The organism is Massilia sp. H6, from assembly GCF_024802625.1.
Taxonomy (GTDB): Bacteria; Pseudomonadota; Gammaproteobacteria; order Burkholderiales; family Burkholderiaceae_D; genus Telluria.
Window position 1 is genome coordinate 4,168,669 of the sequence record NZ_CP103371.1, and the last position, 16,533, is coordinate 4,185,201.

A 16,533-nucleotide genomic window follows, 5' to 3' on the forward strand; every position below is an offset into this window, starting at 1 on the left:
CATAAGGTGGCATAAGTTTACATGATGCCCTAGCGCGCTCATCATGAATGCTCTTTCCACACAGGAGAATCAGCATGGCATCGACCACACCTTACCCACGCAGTTTTTCCCATATCGGCCTGTCGGTCACCGACCTTGACGCCGCGGTCCGCTTCTATACCGAAGTCATGGGCTGGTACCTGATCATGCCGCCTACCACCATCAGCGAAGACGACAGCCCGATCGGCGTCATGTGCGGCGACGTGTTCGGCCCTGGCTGGGGTTCGTTTCGCATTGCTCACCTGTCTACCGGTGACCGGATCGGGGTGGAGATCTTCGAGTTTCCCAACGCCGAGCGGCCGGCCAACAATTTCGAATACTGGAAAACCGGCATCTTCCATTTCTGCGTGCAAGACCCGGATGTCGAGGGCCTGGCAGAGAAAATCGTCGCCGCCGGTGGCCGCCAGCGCATGCCGGTACGCGAATATTTTCCAGGCGAAAAACCTTATCGCATGGTGTACATGGAAGACCCGTTCGGCAACATCATCGAGATCTATAGCCACAGCTACGAGCTGACCTACTCGGCCGGGGCCTACGGCAAGGCGTGATGCGCCTTAGACGCCGCGCGCGCGGTCGGCTGCGAACCGGATCCGGAACGCATTGAAGCCGTCGGCGTCGATAGCATCGCGCATCTCCTGCATCAGGTTCAGGTAGTAATGCAGGTTGTGGATCGTATTTAATCGCGCGCCCAGGATTTCGTTCGAGCGGTGCAGGTGGTGCAGGTAGGCGCGCGTAAAGTTCTTGCAGCAGTAGCAGTCGCACGATTCGTCCAGCGGCGCGGTATCTTCCTTGTAGCGCGCATTCTTGATCTTGACGTCGCCAAAGCGCGTGAACAGCCAGCCATTGCGGGCATTCCGGGTCGGCATGACGCAGTCGAACATGTCGACGCCATTGGCCACGCCATCGACCAGGTCTTCTGGCGTGCCCACGCCCATCAGGTAGTGCGGCTTGTTTTCGGGCAGGCGCGGGCCGACGTGGGCCATGATGCGCTTCATGTCCTCTTTCGGCTCGCCCACCGACAGGCCGCCGATGGCCAGGCCGGGGAAGTTGATATCTTCCAGTGCGGCGAGCGACTCGTCGCGCAGGTGCTCGTACATGCCGCCCTGGACGATGCCGAACAGCGCGTTCGGGTTCTCGCCGCCCTTGAATTCGTTCATCGAGCGCTGGGCCCAGCGCAGCGACATGCGCATCGACTTGGCTGCCTCGTCGGCCGTTGCGGGCCTGCCATCGATTTCGTAGGGCGTGCATTCGTCGAACTGCATCACGATGTCAGAGTTCAGCGAGCGCTGGATCTGCATCGAGATTTCGGGCGACAGGAACAGCTTCGAGCCGTCGATCGGCGAGGCGAACTTGACGCCCTCTTCCGTAATCTTGCGCATCGCGCCGAGCGAAAACACCTGGAAGCCGCCCGAGTCGGTCAGGATCGGACCATCCCAGCCCATGAACTTGTGCAGGCCGCCGAATTTGTCCAGCACTGCGGTGCCCGGGCGCAGCCACAGGTGAAAGGTATTGCCCAGAATGATCTGCGAACCCACGGTCTTGAGTTCAACCGGGTCCATTGCCTTGACCGAGCCGTAAGTCCCGACCGGCATGAAAATTGGCGTCTCGATGGTGCCGTGGTTGAGCTTCAGGCGGCCGCGGCGCGCATGCGACAGGCCGCTGGTGTCTTTTTTAAGCAGGGTAAATTCGAGCATTCTGGATTCTTTAACGGGATTGCGTGGTCAGCAGCATGGCGTCGCCATAGCTGAAGAAGCGGTATTGGCTGGCGATTGCATGGGCATAGGCCTTGCGAATGGCATCGAAGCCGGCAAAGGCCGACACCAGCATCAACAGGGTCGACTTGGGCAGGTGGAAATTGGTCACCAGGCGGGTGACGGTCTTGAAGGTATAGCCCGGCGTGATGAACAGCGCGGTATCGGCACTGCCGGCCATCAGTTCGCCGCTCTGCGAGCCCGATTCCAGCGCGCGCAGCGAGGTGGTGCCCACCGCCACCACGTCGCGGCCAGCCGCTTTCGCCGCGCGCACCGCCGCCACCGTCTCTGGCGGGATCGTGTACCACTCGGTATGCATCTCGTGCGCGGACAGGTCTTCCACGCGCACCGGCTGGAAGGTGCCGGCGCCCACATGCAGGGTCACATACGCGAACCGCACGCCCTTCGCGGCCAGGCGCTCGAGCAGCGGCTCGTCGAAATGCAGGCCGGCGGTCGGGGCGGCCACGGCGCCCGGCTCTTTCGAATACACGGTCTGGTAGCGCTGCTCGTCGAACTCGTCGGCGGTGTGCTCGATATACGGCGGCAGCGGCAGGCGGCCGTGGGCTTCGATCAGGTCGAACACGTCGCCCTCGAAGTGAAGGGTAAAGAATTCGCCGGCGCGCTCGCCCGTGGTCACATCGAAGGCGTCGGCCAGGCGGATGCGGTTGCCCGGCTTGGGCGACTTCGAAGCACGCACCTGGGCCAGCACGGTGCGGTTGTCGAGCACCCGCTCGACCAGCACTTCGACCTGGCCGCCGGTTTCCTTGACGCCGAAGAAGCGCGCCTTGAGCACGCGGGTATTGTTCATCACCAGCAGGTCGCCCGGCTCGAGCTGGTCGAGGATGTCGGCGAAATGGCGGTCGGTAATGCGGTCGCCATCGAGCTGCAGCAGGCGCGAGGCGCTCCGTTCAGGCAAGGGCAACTGCGCGATCCGCTCTGGCGGCAGGTCGAAATCGAAATCGGAAAGCGAATACATGGTGGTCAATTCTGGAAAAATGGGTGCTGACAGCTTTACAATAGAGGCTGCAGTGCGCGCGGCGAACCCTCTATTTTACGCCAGCAAACGCTAGAATGCTGCGATATGCCCGCCCCAAAATCGACTCCCGCGCCAAAAACCCTTGAATCGAAGCTCGCCCGGCTGGGCCTGCGCACCGACATGGACCTGGTGCTGCACCTGCCGCTGCGCTACGAAGACGAGACCCAGGTGGTTCCGATTCGCGATGCCTGCCTGCGCGGCCTGCAGACCTGGCAGGTCGAAGGCGTGGTGGTCAAGAACGAGATCACCCACAAGCCGCGGCGACAGCTGCTGGTGCAGATCGCCGACGACACTGGCGAGCTGCAGCTGCGCTTCATGAATTTCTACGGCAGCCAGCTCAAGCAGATGGCCGAAGGCGTGCGCATTCGCGCGCGGGGTGAACTCAAGCACGGCTTCTTCGGGGCCGAAATGGTCCACCCGGTCTACAAGGTCATTAACGAGGGCGCGCCGCTGCCCACCTCGCTCACGCCGGTGTATCCATCCGGCGAAGGGCTGTCGCAAACCATCCTGCGGCGCGCGGTGGGCGAGGCCATGAAGCGCATCGACTGGCGTGACACCCTGCCCAACGCCTTTCTTTCGCGCCTGCAGCTGTGGGATTTCGAGCCGTCGGTGCGCCTGCTGCACTCTCCGCCGGCCGACGTCGACGAATACGCGCTCACCGAGCGCAGCCACCCGGCCTGGACCCGCATGAAGTTCGACGAGCTGCTGGCCCAGCAGCTGTCGATGAAGCGGGCGCAGCGCGCACGCCGCGAAAAGGGCGCCCCGACCCTGGGTGCGGTCGGCCGGCTGTCCGACTCCTTCCTGGCGGCCCTGCCCTTCCAGCTTACCGGCGCCCAGCAGCGGGTAGTGAAAGAAATCCGCGCCGACCTGGCCCAGAACTTTCCGATGCAGCGCCTGCTGCAGGGCGACGTCGGCAGCGGCAAGACCGTGGTCTCGGCGCTGGCGGCCGCCCAGGCGATCGACAGCGGCTACCAGGCCGCGCTGATGGCGCCCACCGAGATCCTGGCCGAGCAGCACTTTCGCAAGATCGCCGCCTGGATGGAGCCGCTCGGCGTGAAGGTGGCCTGGCTTACCGGCAGCCTCAAGAAGAAGGACAAGGACGCGGCCAAGGAGATGATCGAGTCGGGCCAGGCCAAGCTGGTGATCGGCACCCACGCGCTGATCCAGGACACCGTGAACTTCGCCAGGCTCGGCCTGGTGATCGTGGACGAGCAGCACCGCTTCGGCGTCGGCCAGCGCCTGACCTTGCGCAACAAGGGCAGCGACGGCCTGGTGCCGCACCAGCTGATGATGTCGGCCACGCCAATCCCGCGCACGCTGGCCATGACCTATTACGCCGACCTCGAAGTGTCGGTGATCGACGAGCTGCCGCCGGGCCGCAGCCCAATCGTCACGCGCGCCATCGACCAGAACCGGCGCGACGAAGTCATCGAGCGCGTGCACGCGGCCGCGCAGGAAGGCCGCCAGGTCTACTGGGTCTGCCCGCTGATCGAAGAGTCCGAAGCGCTGCAGCTGCAGACCGCCACCGAAACCTACGAGACGCTGGCCGAAGCCCTGCCCGATTTACAGGTGGGGCTGGTGCACGGCCGCATGAAGCCGATTGAAAAACAGGCGGTGATGGACGCGTTTACCGCGGGCCAGGTGCACGTGCTGGTGGCAACCACCGTGATCGAAGTGGGCGTGGACGTGCCGAACGCCTCGCTGATGGTGATCGAGCATGCCGAGCGTTTCGGCCTGTCTCAGCTGCACCAGCTGCGCGGCCGGGTCGGCCGCGGCTCGGCCGCGAGCGTGTGCCTGCTTCTGTATCAGAGCCCGCTCGGGCAGGTGGCCAAGCAACGCCTGTTGACGATGCGCGAAACCACCGACGGCTTCGAGATCGCGCGGCGCGACCTGGAGATTCGCGGCCCCGGCGAATTTCTGGGCGCGCGCCAGTCGGGCGAAGCCATGTTGCGCTTCGCCGACCTGGAAGCGGACCAGTGGATCGTGGACCAGGCGCGCGACGTGGCGCACTACCTGCTGGAGAGCGAACGCCCGGAGCACGCGGCGGTCGTGGATGCGCATTTGTTGCGCTGGCTGGGTGGACGGGAAGAATTCCTGAAAGCCTAGTATATTAGCCGATGCATTTTCGATCATTCATCACAGGACATCATGCATGACGGCAGAAACGACATTTAGCGTGCGCCAGGCGGTGCTGGCCGACCTCGACCTGCTGGCGCCGATGCTGGACCAGTATCGCCAGTTCTACCAGCGTCCCAGTGACCTGGCGGCCGCGCGCAGCTTCCTGATGGACCGCTTCAATCACGGTGAATCGGTCCTGTTCATCGCACAGGAAGGCGATACGGTGCTGGGCTTCGCCCAGATGTATCCATCGTTTTCGTCGGTGTCGCTCAAGCGCGCGTTCGTCTTCAACGACCTGTTCGTCGCGCAAGCCGGCCGCCGGCGCGGCGTGGGCCAGGCGCTGATCGCGGCGGCGGCGGCCTATGCGACAGCGCTCGGCGCCAGGTTCCTCACCCTGTCGACCGCGAAAACCAACGAGGACGCGCAGGCCCTGTACCGCTCGACCGGCTGGCAGCGCGAGGAGACCTTCGTCGGGTACACCTTGATGCTGCAGGACTAGTCAGGACGCCGTTCTTCGCTTGCTGGGCTGGCGGGAAGCGTTGGGGAAGGACCGATACATGTCCGCAGCGCCGCCCTATCGCTTGCGCGACGCCCTTCAGGCAGCCTGGCTATCCAGTTTTTGAGCGAATCGAACGGTGCAGGTCTTGTCCCCCTGGCCGCTCAGTCTGAGCGATGGGTAAGTACGCAACATGTCGATCAGCTTAGGATAACCGTAGTTCTTTGCCTTGAAGCCCTGTGGCCGCTTACCAAGATGGCTGCCGAGCAACGACAGGTTCACCTTGCCATCCGGAGTGCATGCTGCCAGTTGTAAGACCGCATCCAGGATGAATTGAGGCTGCTTTTTGACGATGGGCGGTGGGGCGACCGTGACCGCCGCCAACGGCGCAGGCGCAAAATGGGGCGGATTCGGCGCCGCCTTTGCCGGCCCGGTTGGTATGAATTCGAAAAACCGGTCACATGCGCTACGCAGCCCCGCCGGAGTCTTTTCCTCTCCCACCACATGGATCGCGGCGCCGCGCTCTCTCAGCTTGTGGCAGAGGTAGACAAAATCGGAATCGCTTGTCACGATGACAAAGCTGTCTGCGCGCTTCTCGAGGAAGGCTTCGAGCGCGTCCAGGGCAAGCGCGATATCGGAGGTATTCTTCCCCGTCGCATACTGGAACTGAAGGCAGGGCGCGAACGCCATCTGAATGAGTGCGTCCTTCCACCGGTTGGCAAGCGTCGTGTGGTTGCCATAGGCACGTTTCTGGACCACCCGGCCGCAAGCGCTAGCACACCGCATCGCGTATTCCAGGACCATTGGATTCGCGTTATCGCAATCGATGAGGACCGCAACGCGTTGATCAGTCACCAATCGCAGCTCCCAAGATGAAGTTCCTCGAATGGCGCGTCCCCTGGCAAAAATGGATGCACCGGCACGCCCATACTGTAGCAGCTTCAATACCGCGGAAATACACGCTTCCTCACACGCACTGCAGCATCGGTCAGGTACTGATCGCACTGGTAAACGTCAGCCGGTTCCCGAACGGATCCTTGACCGACATATCGCGCGAACCCCACGGGGTATCGTCGACCCCGGGGCGGGCATAGCCGTACTGCTTCGCGATCAGTTCGCGCTGGTAGGCATCGATATCTTTCACCTGGATGCGCAGCGCCGCGCCGGGGCAGCAGTCGCCATGGTGTTCGCTCAGGTGCAGGGTGCAGCCGTCGCGCGACACCTGCAGGTAGAGCGGCAGCGCCGGCTCGAAGCGGTGCTCCCAGTCGACCCGAAAGCCGAGGAAATCGACGTAGAATTCGCGCGCCTTGGCCGCATCAAAGATGCGCAAAATTGGCGTGACCGGACCGAAGCTCATCTCAGTCGTCCAAACAAAGGCGCATGGCAACTCCACAAACACAAAGAAAAGCCAGTATTGGCGCGCCCGGCGGCATTGTCAACATGCGGGCGTCGCCCTCGGCAGGCATGCGCCTGGCATAAGGTCTTCACAAACACACCGGCTTGCACTATGGTCTGCGTGATCATTCACTGTCCAATTTTCCGGAACACCTCGTGCAGAATTTTCTACTGGCTGGTACCGCTGCCCTTGCCATCGTGAGCTTCCTGCTGGTCGGCGTGGGCAGCCAGCGCCTGGGTCGCGTGCTCGGCGCGCAGCAAGTCGACATGACGGCAGGCTTCGACACCTTCCATCGCTCCATGGTCGTTGCCGCCTGCGTCGTCTTGTGCGGCATTCCGGTCCTGCTGGTGAATATCCTGACAGATGGCGACCCATTGAGCGACAGGCTGGCCATGTGCGGGCTCTATAGCCTGCTCCTGTACTTCGTACTCAATATATTCAACCGAAAAATCATCCTGACCAGCTCCGGCATCGTCACCCGAACCGCGCTCGGCAAGGTGCTTGCGGTCAGCAATCAGGAGTTCCTTGGCGCGCGCATGGACAAGCGCATGAAGCGAATTGGCGCCGTCTGTTTCGTGACGCCCCGGCACCGCGTGATCATCGACGAACAGATGGAGAACTATCACATGGTGGTCGCCGAACTGCAGCGCCGCGCAGGCTAGCTAGGTTTCAAGACCCGCTTGGTTATAGACGCGCTTAACGAATAATTCCGGCTTTTTGTCGTGCCATTTTTTCAGAGCCTGGATCGGCGTTTGGTGTTCGATGGCGCGCTGTGGGATGCTGTTGTTGTAGATTTTGAGGTAGTGCGCAGCGTTGATTCAAGCTCGGCAGCGGAGCCGAAACGCGTCTGTCCAACGATCTCGCTGATGCGACCATTGAAGCGCTCCACCATGCCGTTGGTTTGTGGATGGCGCGGTGGAATCAGCCGGTGTTCGATCGTCAGGGTTTTGCAGAGAACGTCGAAGGCGTGCTTGCCGGACGGGATGCGATCGCCAGTGATGGGGTCTTTTTTCTTGCTGGTAAAGCGGTCGGTAAACTGACTTCCGTTGTCGATCAATAGTTTGACGATCTTGATCGGGCAGGCATTTTCCACCTTGATCAAGAAGTCGGTGCTGCTGCTGTCAGACTGGTCGGCATAGATGTCCATGAAGACCCACCGGATTGCGCGATCGATCGCGACGAACAAGTAGCGCCGCGATGCCTAGTCCGGCATCTGCGGCAAGTATTTGATATCGATGTGGAGATAGCCCGGTTCGTAATCCTTGAATGTTTTCTTGATTGCTGGCTGCTCGACCTCCAAGGCTGGAACCAGATCGCGCAAGTCCGAGACGCCGTGACGGCGCAGGCAACGGCCCAGACCGGCACGAGAGACGGCCGGGTTGATGAATTCGCGAGTTACCGCGAGCAGATCGTCGGTGGCCAGCAGAAGCGTTTTACGCAGCTCCACAACGATGAGTTCCTGCTCCGGTGTTAGCGTGGTGTTCATCGTCTTGGGGCAGTGCGAACCATCAAGCGGCGTTGCGCGATCTTGCCACTTCCGGATCGTCTGCCGCGTGACGTTGTAGATCCTTGCTAGCTCTGCCTGGGGCAGCTTGGAGTTCTTGATTTCTTCACGAATCAGGTGAGTCGTTCGCGCTTCGGTGGTTAGCAGTGTACGCAAAACGCGTCTGGCCTTGAGGAGTGGCCAGCTGCGGATGGGTAAATGATCCCACGAGTAACTACACTTAAACAAAGTTCGAGTCAGCTAAATAATTTCCCTGTTAACGATTTTTCCATTCATTCACCTCCTCGTATTTAGCTAGCCTTCGTCGGAGATGACGGTTATCTAAAATGAGAACCGCTATGTAAACCAAGCCTAGAACGAAAAAAGCGCTATTTCCAAGCGTGTGCCAAAATGCCCATGCACAAGCCGCTACGATCAAAGCGACAGCGAAAAGCAGCATTGGATTTGCACTCGCAAGAAATTTCATCACAACCTCCCAACAATTAGTACAACTTTACTGGAGGTGGGTATCTAGCCCACCGTAGATTGGACTTCCTATTACGACAATCAACACGTCCTTATAGAACATATTTGCTCGGCCTAAAACGCTCGGCGTGACAGTCAAGGCTCGGTTGCCGTCCTGACTTTTCCCAGTCGACCCGAAAGCCAAGGAAATCGACGTAGAATTCGCGCGCCTTGGCCGCGTCGAAGATGCGCAAAATTGGCGTGACCGGACCGAAGCTCATCTCAGTCGTCCAAACAAAGGCGCATGGCAACTCCACAAACACAAAGAAAAGCCAGTATTGGCGCGCCCGGCGGCATTGTCAACATGCGGGCGTCGCCCTCGGCAAGCATTTGCACCGATGTCTACCCATGCCGGATAGAGTCCAGGCGCCTGGCATAAGGGCTTCACAAACACACCGGCTTGCACTATGGTCTGCGTGATCATTCACTGTCCAATTTTCCGGAACACCTCGTGCAGAATTTTCTACTGGCTGGTACCGCTGTCCTTGTCATCGTGAGCGTCCTGCTGGTCGGCGTGGGCAGCCAGCGCCTGGGTCGCGTGCTCGGCGCGCAGCAAGTTGACATGACGGCAGGCTTCAACACCTTTCATCGCTTCATGGTCGTTGCCGCCTGCGTCATCTTGTGCGGCATTCCGGTCCTGCTGGTGAATATCCTGACAGATGGCGACCCATTAAGCGACAGGCTGGCCATGTGCGGGGTCTATAGCCTGATCCTGTACTTCGTACTCAATATATTCAACCGAAAAATCATCCTGACCAGCTCCGGCATCGTCACCCGAACCGCGCTCGGCAAGGTGCTTGCGGTCAGCAATCAGGAGTTCCTTGGCGCGCGCATGGACAAGCGCATGAAGCGAATTGGCGCCGTCTGTTTCGTGACGCCCCGGCACCGCGTGATCATCGACGAACAGATGGAGAACTATCACATGGTAGTCGCCGAACTGCAGCGCCGGGCAGGCTAAGAACCTATCCCAGTAGGGAGGAGGAAGTTGATGGCGATGCATGGCAGGCGCGGGCAAGGCGCGAGGAGGCCGCATGGCGAGCCATGCAACGACGAGCAACGCAGCACCCGCCTGTCAGGCGCGCCAGCAACGACTCATAACCTACTGGGATAGGTTCCAAGTCGCCCGGTCGGCATCGTAGGTCAGCCCGATCTGGCGCCGGATCTCGTCCATCACGCCCATCAGCGCCAGCGTCTCGCCCAGCGGCATGGACGGGCTCTCGGTGAGCCCGGCCAGGAAGCAGCGCTGCGCCTCCAGCACTTCGTGCACATAGCCGTTGCCGAGGTAGGGCGTGTCGACCGTGCGCGTGCTGCCGTCGTCCAGCGTTACCGTGACGCTGCGGGCGCGGTGGAACATGGTATTCATGCGCACATGGCCGCGCGTGCCCGACACCGTCAGTTCGCACGGCGTGCGCGCCAGGAACGAGCAGCTGCACGCCGACATGCCGCCGCCTTCGTGCTGCAGTGTGAAGCCGGTCTGCACGTCGACGCCGGTGGCACCCATCTGGGCCTGGGCCTTGACCGCGGCCACGGGGCCGAGCAGCGCCGCCGCGATCGACAGCGGATAGATGCCCAGGTCGAGCAGCGCGCCGCCGCCCAGTAGCGGATTGAACACGCGGTGCTCGGGGCCAAAAGTGGCGGTAAAGCCGAAGTCGGCCACCACCTGGCTGACTTCACCGATTTCGCCGGAATCGATAATGCGCCGTACTTCGTCGAAGGCGGGCAAGAAGCGCGTCCACATCGCCTCCATCAGGAACAGGCCGCGGCTGCGCGCCAGCGCGACCACCTGCCCGGCTTCGCGCAGATTCATCGTGAACGGCTTTTCGACCAGCACGCCCTTGCCGGCGCGCAGCGCCATCAAGGCATTCTCGGCATGCTGCGGGTGCGGGGTGGCGACATACACCAGGTCGATGTCATCGGCATCGAGCAGCTCCTGGTAGGAGCCGAACGATGCAGTTGCGCCAAACTCGCCAGCGAAAGCGTGTGCCTTGTCGAGGCTGCGCGAGGCCACGGCGGCCAATACCGCGCCCGGCACGTCGGCCAGCGCGGTCGCGAAGGCACGGGCGATCTTGCCGGTGCCGAGAATTCCCCAGCGTACTGCGTTTGCCATGGCCTGCTCCTGTCAGTGCTTGCGCTTTGCGCGAAAGACGGTGGTATCGAGATAAAAATCCTGGTCCTGGCCGGGCCACCAGCCCGGCACCCCGAGCACCGGCAAGGGCGTAAAGCCGGCGGTGCTCAGGCCCTCGCCCGCCAGCTGGGCGGCCACGTGGGCATCGAGCCAGGCGCGCTGGGCGTCGGGCGCGAGCGCGAAATAAGCGTCGTCCACGAACACCACCCGCGTATGCGCGGTGATCGCCTTGCGCGGCGCCACCAGCTTTTCCATCAGTGCGTGGCCAAACAGCCAGACCTGCGCGTCCGGCCCGAACATGGCGCGCTTGTTGAACAACGCCGCCAGCCAGTCGTGCGCGCGCAGCTCGTCCACCAACGCGCGCCCGCTACTGCCTGCGCGCACGACCAGCAGCGCGGCGTTCTCGTCGAAGATAGTAGCGGCATCGCGCGCCGGCCCGCGCGACTTGCCCACGCCGGCCTGCGCGATCTGCGCGGCCTGCAGGGCATTAAGCTGGCGCTTGACGAGCGGGAAGCTCTGCCACACCAGGCCATTGAAGAAATCGTGCAGGTTGGCGCGCGTGGGGACGCTGCCGGTAGCGCCGATGAATTCCTCGTAGGCGGTACCGTCGGGCAGCGCGGCCTGCGGCACGAAGCGCAGCAGCAGGCCGCCATCGTTGCGCAGGCCCAGCGCCGCCGCATTGCGGTTGAATGCGGCGATAAAGTCGTCGCCGGTCAGCGCCAGGCGCGCAAACGCGGGCCGCACCGATTCGTACCACGGGTGCGACCAGTCGATCTGCGCCAGCATCTGCTGGCTTACGCCATCTTCCACTGGATGGTCTCGCCGGCGTTGAGCGGCACCAGCTGGTGCTCGCCGAACGGCAGGGTCTCGGGCAGGGTCCAGGCTTGGCGCTTGAGCGTGATCGTGCCTTCGTTGACCGGCAGATCATAGAACGCCGGGCCGTTCAGGCTGGCGAAGGCCTCGAGCTTGTCGAGCGCGCCGGCCTGGGCAAAAGCCTCGGTGTACAGCTCCATCGCGTGCAGCGCGGTATAGCAGCCGGCGCAGCCGCAGGCGGCGTACTTGGTGTGTACCGCGTGCGGCGCCGAATCGGTACCCAGGAAGAAGCGCTCGTCGCCGCTGGTGGCGGCGGTGACCAGCGCCAGGCGGTGTTCTTCGCGCTTGAGCACCGGCAGGCAGTAATAATGTGGACGGATGCCGCCCTTGAAGATCTCGTTGCGGTTGTACAGCAGGTGGTGGGCCGTGATGGTTGCCGCGATCGGGCCTTCGGCCTCGGCCACGTACTGCGCCGCTTCTTTGGTGGTGATGTGCTCGAACACGACCTTCAGCACCGGCATGTCGCGGCGCAGCGGGCGCATCACGCGCTCGATGAACACGGCTTCGCGGTCGAACAGGTCGATGTCGTGGTCGGTCACTTCGCCGTGCACCAGCAGCGGCATGCCGACTTCCTGCATGACCTCCAGCGCCTTGTAGCAGTTGCGCAAATCGGTCACGCCGGCGTCGGAATTGGTGGTGGCCCCGGCCGGGTACAGCTTGACCGCGTGGATGAAGCCGCTATCTTGCGCGCGGCGGATTTCGTCGGGGTCGGTATTGTTGGTCAGGTAGAGCGTCATCAGCGGCTCGAAGCGCATGCCCTCCGGCAGTGCCGCCAGGATGCGGTCGCGGTAGGCGGCGGCTTGCGCGGTGGTGGTGACCGGGGGTTTCAGGTTCGGCATCACGATCGCGCGCGCGAACTGGCGCGCGGTGTGCGGCAGGACGTCGGCCAGCACCGCGCCGTCGCGCAAGTGCAGGTGCCAGTCGTCGGGGCGGGTGATGGTGATGCTCTCTGGGGTCTCGATAGGGGACATGGCGGCTCTCGGATTGGGCGATTACGAATCGCGACATTTTACCCGCAGCGCCGCCCGGGCAGCGCGCCTCCCATGCGATATCGCAGAGAGCTTGTCTAATGAATAATACGGGCCAGGAATTCGCGTGCCCGTTGCGAGCGCGGGGCCTGGAAGAACGCGTCCCTGGGGCTGTCTTCGACAATGCTGCCGTGGTCCATGAACACGATGCGGTCGGCCACCTTGCGCGCAAAGCCCATTTCGTGGGTGACGACCATCATGGTCATGCCATCCTGCGCCAGCCCGACCATGACGTCCAGTACTTCGCCGATCATTTCCGGGTCGAGCGCGGAGGTAGGCTCGTCGAACAGCATCGCCACCGGATCCATCGCCAGCGCGCGCGCAATCGCGACGCGCTGCTGCTGGCCGCCCGAGAGCTGGTTCGGAAATTTGTCTTTCTGCGCCAGCAGGCCAACCCGGTCGAGGTATTTCAGGCCGCGCGCAAGCGCGTCGTCCTTGCTGCGGCCCAGTACCTTGACCTGGGCAAGCGTCAGGTTGTCGCGTACCGACAGGTGCGGAAACAGCGCGAAGTTCTGGAACACCATGCCGATGCGCGCGCGCAGCTGCGGCAGATTGGTCTTCGGGTGGCCGACCGCGATGCCGTCCACCCGCACACTGCCTTGCTGGAAGGGCTCGAGCCCGTTGACGGTCTTGATCAGGGTCGACTTGCCCGAGCCGGAGGGCCCGCACACCACCACCACGTCGCCGCGCGCGACCCGCGTGCTACATTCGCGCAGCACCTGGAAGCTGCCGTACCACTTGCTGACGTTCTCGATGTCGATCATTCGGTGCCTATATTGACGCCCTCCTGCAGGTCGTTTCGACCAGGCTGGCGACGCTGTTGCATGTCCGGTTGCCTGTTACGTAAGCATGCTTGACAGCATTTCCAGTGCCAAGGATACTTCGGAACTTGCCATATTCTACAGAACGACCTGGCCGTTTCTCCTGAGCGCCAGTGTGTCATCCCACTCAATCGACCAGCGACAGCGCCATCGCCTGCCGCAGGTGTTGCACAGGTCCACAGGAAGCTTTTATGAACAATCGAAATCGCCTGACTATCTACATCCTGATCGGCCTCGCACTCGGGATCGTCGTCGGCTACCTCGCCAATGCCAACCTTGCCGATCCGGCCGGGTTCTCCGATGCGATGTCGCTGGTAACGACGCTGTTCCTCCGCCTGATCAAGATGATCATCGCGCCGCTGGTCTTCGCCACCCTGGTGGTCGGTATTGCCAAGATGGGCGACGCTAAAGAAGTCGGCCGCATCGGCGTCAAGGCGCTGGGCTGGTTCGTGATCGCTTCGGTCATCTCGCTGTCGCTGGGCCTGATCCTGGTTAACCTGTTCCGCCCGGGTGACGCGATGGCGCTGTCCGGCGCGCTGCCGCCGGTCGGTGCCTCGTCGGGCATCGTCACCACCGGCCTGACGCTCAAGGAATTCATCACCCACCTGGTGCCGTCGTCGATCGTGGACGGCATGGCCCGCAACGAGATCTTGCAGATCGTCGTGTTCTCGCTGTTCTTCGGAACCGCCGCGGCCGCGGTGGGCGCGCGCGCCACGCCGCTGATCGATGCGGTCGATGGCGTCGCGCACGTCATGCTCAAGGTTACCGGCTATGTCATGAACTTCGCGCCGATCGCGGTGTTCGCGGCCGTTGCCGGCATCATCGCCAAGAGCGGCCTGGGTGTGCTGTCCACCTACGGCATCTTCATGGCCCAGTTCTACTTCGGCATCGGCCTGCTGTGGATCGTGCTGATCCTGATCGGCATGGCCTTCCTCGGCCCGCGCGTGCTGCGCCTGATCACCGAACTGCGCGAGCCGACCCTGCTGGCCTTTTCGACCGCTTCGTCGGAGGCGGCTTTCCCAAAGACCCTGGAAGGCCTGGAGCGCTTCGGCGTCAAGAACCGCCTGGCCGCCTTTGTGCTGCCGATCGGTTATTCGTTCAACCTTGACGGCTCGATGATGTACTGCACCTTCGCGGCCGTGTTCATCGCCCAGGCCTATGGCATCGAACTCGACCTGGCAACCCAGCTGACCATGATGCTGGTGCTGATGCTGACCTCGAAAGGCATGGCCGGCGTGCCGCGCGCTTCGCTGGTTGTCATTGCCGCCACCCTGGCCCAGTTCAACATTCCCGAAGCCGGCCTGCTGCTGTTGCTGGGCATCGACCACTTCCTGGACATGGCCCGCTCGGCGACCAACGTGATCGGCAACGGCATTGCCACCGCAGTGGTCGCCAAGTGGGAAGGCGAACTTGGAGAACCGGTCAAGGACGTCACCATTTCACCGCTGCGCTGACGCGGCGAGCACGATACCGAAGGCCTTCCAGCGATGGGAGGCCTTTTTTACAAGCACTCACAACGATAACCAGGAGCGAGACATGAAACAGGCTTATGCGGCAGCACTGATGCTGGCAATGACGGGCGCGCACGGCGCCACCCAGACGGTCGACTGCGGCCGCCTGCTCGACGTGAAAAGCGGCGCCTGGCGCGAGCGCGTCAGCATCGTCGTCGAAAACGGCGTCATCAAGTCGGTCGGGCCAATGACCCAGGCAGTTGGCACCCCATCGGGGAATATCGACCTGTCGCGCCAGTCCTGCCTGCCCGGCCTGATCGACATGCACGTGCATCTGACCAGCGAAACGGCGCCGGCCATCGACGCCTACCGCGACCGCCTCACCGCCGATGCTGCCGACCTGGCCTACCGCTCGGTGAAGTATGCCGAGCGCACCCTGATGGCCGGCTTCACCACCGTGCGCGACCTCGGTGCGCAAGATGGCCTGAACGTGTCGCTCAAGCGCGCGATCGCGGCCGGCGCGGTGCCGGGGCCGCGCATGTTCACCGCCGGGAAATCGATCGCTACCACCGGCGGCCATGCCGACCCGACCAACAACCTGTCGCACTTCCTGGGCGAGAAGATTGGCACTCCGGGCCCCGAACAAGGCGTGATCGACAGCCCGGAACAGGGCCGCCAGGCCGTGCGTGCGCGCTACAAGGAGGGCGCAGACCTGATCAAGATCACCGCCACCGGCGGGGTGCTGAGCCAGGCTGCCAACGGCCAGAACTCGCAGTACACCGAAGATGAGCTCAAGGCCATCGTCGATACCGCCAAGGACTACGGCTTTCGCGTGGCCGCCCACGCGCACGGCGCCGAAGGCATGAAGCGCGCGCTGCGCGCCGGCGTCGATTCGATCGAGCACGGCACCCTGATGGACGACGAGACCATCGCCTTGTTCAAGAAGACCGGCCACTGGTACGTGCCGACCATTTCGGCTGGCCGCTACGTGGCCGACAAGGCAAAAATTCCCGATTACTATTCCGCGCTGGTGCGCCCGAAAGCGGCCGCCATCGGCCCGCAGCTGCAAGCCACCTTCGCCCGCGCCCACAAGGCCGGCGTGAAGATCGCCTTCGGCACCGATGCCGGGGTGTTCCCGCACGGCGAGAATGCCAAGGAGTTCGGCTACATGGTCGAAGCGGGCATGTCGCCGCTGGAGTCGATCCGCTCGGCTACCTTGCACGCGGCCGCGCTGCTCGACCAGTCCAGGCGCCTCGGTTCGATCGAGCCTGGCTTCGCGGCCGACATCATCGCCGTCGACGGCGATCCGCTGCGCGACGTGAAACTGCTCGAGCAGGTGAAGTTCGTGATGAAGGACGGCGTCGTCTACAAGCAGCCGTAACCGGCACGGC

General features: G+C 62.8%; 15 protein-coding genes and 2 pseudogenes. 7 read left to right on the forward strand and 10 right to left on the reverse strand.

Annotation, left to right across the window (positions count from 1 at the left end; translation table 11 throughout):
* The first annotated feature begins 74 nt into the window (after positions 1-74).
* On the forward strand, positions 75-587 hold the full coding sequence (locus tag NRS07_RS18695) for a lactoylglutathione lyase family protein (protein WP_259209673.1): 513 nt from the start codon (positions 75-77) through the stop codon (positions 585-587).
* A gap of 6 nt (positions 588-593) precedes the next feature.
* Here the strand turns inward: NRS07_RS18695 and tgt are convergent, their stop codons facing one another.
* Both tgt and queA read right to left on the reverse strand, forming a co-directional pair.
* Complete coding sequence (gene tgt / locus NRS07_RS18700; RefSeq protein ID WP_259209674.1) at positions 594-1,733, reverse strand: tRNA guanosine(34) transglycosylase Tgt; 1,140 nt, start codon at positions 1,731-1,733, stop codon at positions 594-596.
* Positions 1,734-1,743: 10 nt separating this feature from the next.
* A complete protein-coding gene (queA, locus tag NRS07_RS18705; RefSeq protein WP_259209675.1) occupies positions 1,744-2,766 on the reverse strand; it encodes a tRNA preQ1(34) S-adenosylmethionine ribosyltransferase-isomerase QueA in 1,023 nt (340 codons plus the stop codon).
* Positions 2,767-2,871: 105 nt separating this feature from the next.
* Between queA and recG the strand changes: the two genes are divergently transcribed.
* Positions 2,872-4,932 (forward strand): ATP-dependent DNA helicase RecG, encoded by a 2,061-nt coding sequence (recG, locus tag NRS07_RS18710; RefSeq protein ID WP_259209676.1) that lies wholly within the window; start codon positions 2,872-2,874, stop codon positions 4,930-4,932.
* A 46-nt stretch (positions 4,933-4,978) separates the two neighbouring features.
* Complete coding sequence (locus tag NRS07_RS18715) at positions 4,979-5,443, forward strand: GNAT family N-acetyltransferase (RefSeq protein ID WP_259209677.1); 465 nt, start codon at positions 4,979-4,981, stop codon at positions 5,441-5,443.
* A gap of 96 nt (positions 5,444-5,539) precedes the next feature.
* On the opposite strand, the gene NRS07_RS18720 is transcribed toward NRS07_RS18715, so the two are convergent.
* Positions 5,540-6,295 carry an NYN domain-containing protein gene (locus tag NRS07_RS18720; protein WP_259209678.1) on the reverse strand — a complete coding sequence of 252 codons (756 nt, stop codon included), beginning with the start codon at positions 6,293-6,295 and terminating at the stop codon, positions 5,540-5,542.
* Positions 6,296-6,428: 133 nt separating this feature from the next.
* Positions 6,429-6,797 carry a VOC family protein gene (locus tag NRS07_RS18725; protein WP_259209680.1) on the reverse strand — a complete coding sequence of 123 codons (369 nt, stop codon included), beginning with the start codon at positions 6,795-6,797 and terminating at the stop codon, positions 6,429-6,431.
* A 194-nt stretch (positions 6,798-6,991) separates the two neighbouring features.
* Between NRS07_RS18725 and NRS07_RS18730 the strand changes: the two genes are divergently transcribed.
* Positions 6,992-7,498: a hypothetical protein gene (locus NRS07_RS18730; protein ID WP_259209682.1), complete on the forward strand. Its 507-nt coding sequence runs from the start codon at positions 6,992-6,994 to the stop codon at positions 7,496-7,498.
* Here the strand turns inward: NRS07_RS18730 and NRS07_RS18735 are convergent.
* Positions 7,499-8,496: pseudogene (locus NRS07_RS18735) on the reverse strand (IS481 family transposase).
* Positions 8,497-8,966: 470 nt separating this feature from the next.
* A pseudogene (locus NRS07_RS18740) lies at positions 8,967-9,065 on the reverse strand (glyoxalase superfamily protein); the annotation flags it as partial.
* Between the two features lie 230 nt (positions 9,066-9,295).
* Between NRS07_RS18740 and NRS07_RS18745 the strand changes: the two are divergent.
* Positions 9,296-9,802, forward strand: coding sequence for a hypothetical protein (locus NRS07_RS18745; protein WP_259209684.1), 507 nt, complete (start codon positions 9,296-9,298; stop codon positions 9,800-9,802).
* A 141-nt stretch (positions 9,803-9,943) separates the two neighbouring features.
* On the opposite strand, the gene NRS07_RS18750 is transcribed toward NRS07_RS18745, so the two are convergent.
* From NRS07_RS18750 to NRS07_RS18765, 4 genes are all read right to left on the reverse strand, one after another.
* Positions 9,944-10,951, reverse strand: coding sequence for a Gfo/Idh/MocA family protein (locus tag NRS07_RS18750; RefSeq protein ID WP_259209685.1), 1,008 nt, complete (start codon positions 10,949-10,951; stop codon positions 9,944-9,946).
* Between the two features lie 12 nt (positions 10,952-10,963).
* The gene (locus NRS07_RS18755) at positions 10,964-11,755 is read right to left on the reverse strand and encodes a DUF3025 domain-containing protein (protein ID WP_259213392.1); all 792 of its coding nucleotides are present in this window, start codon (positions 11,753-11,755) and stop codon (positions 10,964-10,966) included.
* Positions 11,756-11,763: 8 nt separating this feature from the next.
* Entirely contained in the window at positions 11,764-12,813 is a 1,050-nt protein-coding gene (gene pyrC, locus NRS07_RS18760; RefSeq protein ID WP_259209686.1) for a dihydroorotase, read from the reverse strand.
* Positions 12,814-12,908: 95 nt separating this feature from the next.
* A complete protein-coding gene (locus tag NRS07_RS18765) occupies positions 12,909-13,634 on the reverse strand; it encodes an amino acid ABC transporter ATP-binding protein (protein WP_259209687.1) in 726 nt (241 codons plus the stop codon).
* Between the two features lie 248 nt (positions 13,635-13,882).
* Here NRS07_RS18765 and NRS07_RS18770 point away from each other — a divergent pair, with 248 nt between their 5' ends.
* Together NRS07_RS18770 and NRS07_RS18775 are read left to right on the forward strand one after the other, a co-directional pair.
* On the forward strand, positions 13,883-15,145 hold the full coding sequence (locus tag NRS07_RS18770; RefSeq protein ID WP_259209688.1) for a dicarboxylate/amino acid:cation symporter: 1,263 nt from the start codon (positions 13,883-13,885) through the stop codon (positions 15,143-15,145).
* A gap of 82 nt (positions 15,146-15,227) precedes the next feature.
* A complete protein-coding gene (locus NRS07_RS18775; protein WP_259209690.1) occupies positions 15,228-16,523 on the forward strand; it encodes an amidohydrolase family protein in 1,296 nt (431 codons plus the stop codon).
* Positions 16,524-16,533 lie beyond the last annotated feature (10 nt).

Coding starts and splice junctions, on each gene's coding strand:
- NRS07_RS18695 (WP_259209673.1), top strand. CDS start 75: ATGGCATCGACCACACCTTACCCACGCAGTTTTTCCCATATCGGCCTG.
- queA (WP_259209675.1), bottom strand. CDS start 2,766: ATGTATTCGCTTTCCGATTTCGATTTCGACCTGCCGCCAGAGCGGATC.
- NRS07_RS18755 (WP_259213392.1), bottom strand. CDS start 11,755: ATGCTGGCGCAGATCGACTGGTCGCACCCGTGGTACGAATCGGTGCGG.
- NRS07_RS18715 (WP_259209677.1), top strand. CDS start 4,979: ATGACGGCAGAAACGACATTTAGCGTGCGCCAGGCGGTGCTGGCCGAC.
- NRS07_RS18765 (WP_259209687.1), bottom strand. CDS start 13,634: ATGATCGACATCGAGAACGTCAGCAAGTGGTACGGCAGCTTCCAGGTG.
- NRS07_RS18770 (WP_259209688.1), top strand. CDS start 13,883: ATGAACAATCGAAATCGCCTGACTATCTACATCCTGATCGGCCTCGCA.
- pyrC (WP_259209686.1), bottom strand. CDS start 12,813: ATGTCCCCTATCGAGACCCCAGAGAGCATCACCATCACCCGCCCCGAC.
- tgt (WP_259209674.1), bottom strand. CDS start 1,733: ATGCTCGAATTTACCCTGCTTAAAAAAGACACCAGCGGCCTGTCGCAT.
- NRS07_RS18750 (WP_259209685.1), bottom strand. CDS start 10,951: ATGGCAAACGCAGTACGCTGGGGAATTCTCGGCACCGGCAAGATCGCC.
- NRS07_RS18775 (WP_259209690.1), top strand. CDS start 15,228: ATGAAACAGGCTTATGCGGCAGCACTGATGCTGGCAATGACGGGCGCG.
- NRS07_RS18725 (WP_259209680.1), bottom strand. CDS start 6,797: ATGAGCTTCGGTCCGGTCACGCCAATTTTGCGCATCTTTGATGCGGCC.
- recG (WP_259209676.1), top strand. CDS start 2,872: ATGCCCGCCCCAAAATCGACTCCCGCGCCAAAAACCCTTGAATCGAAG.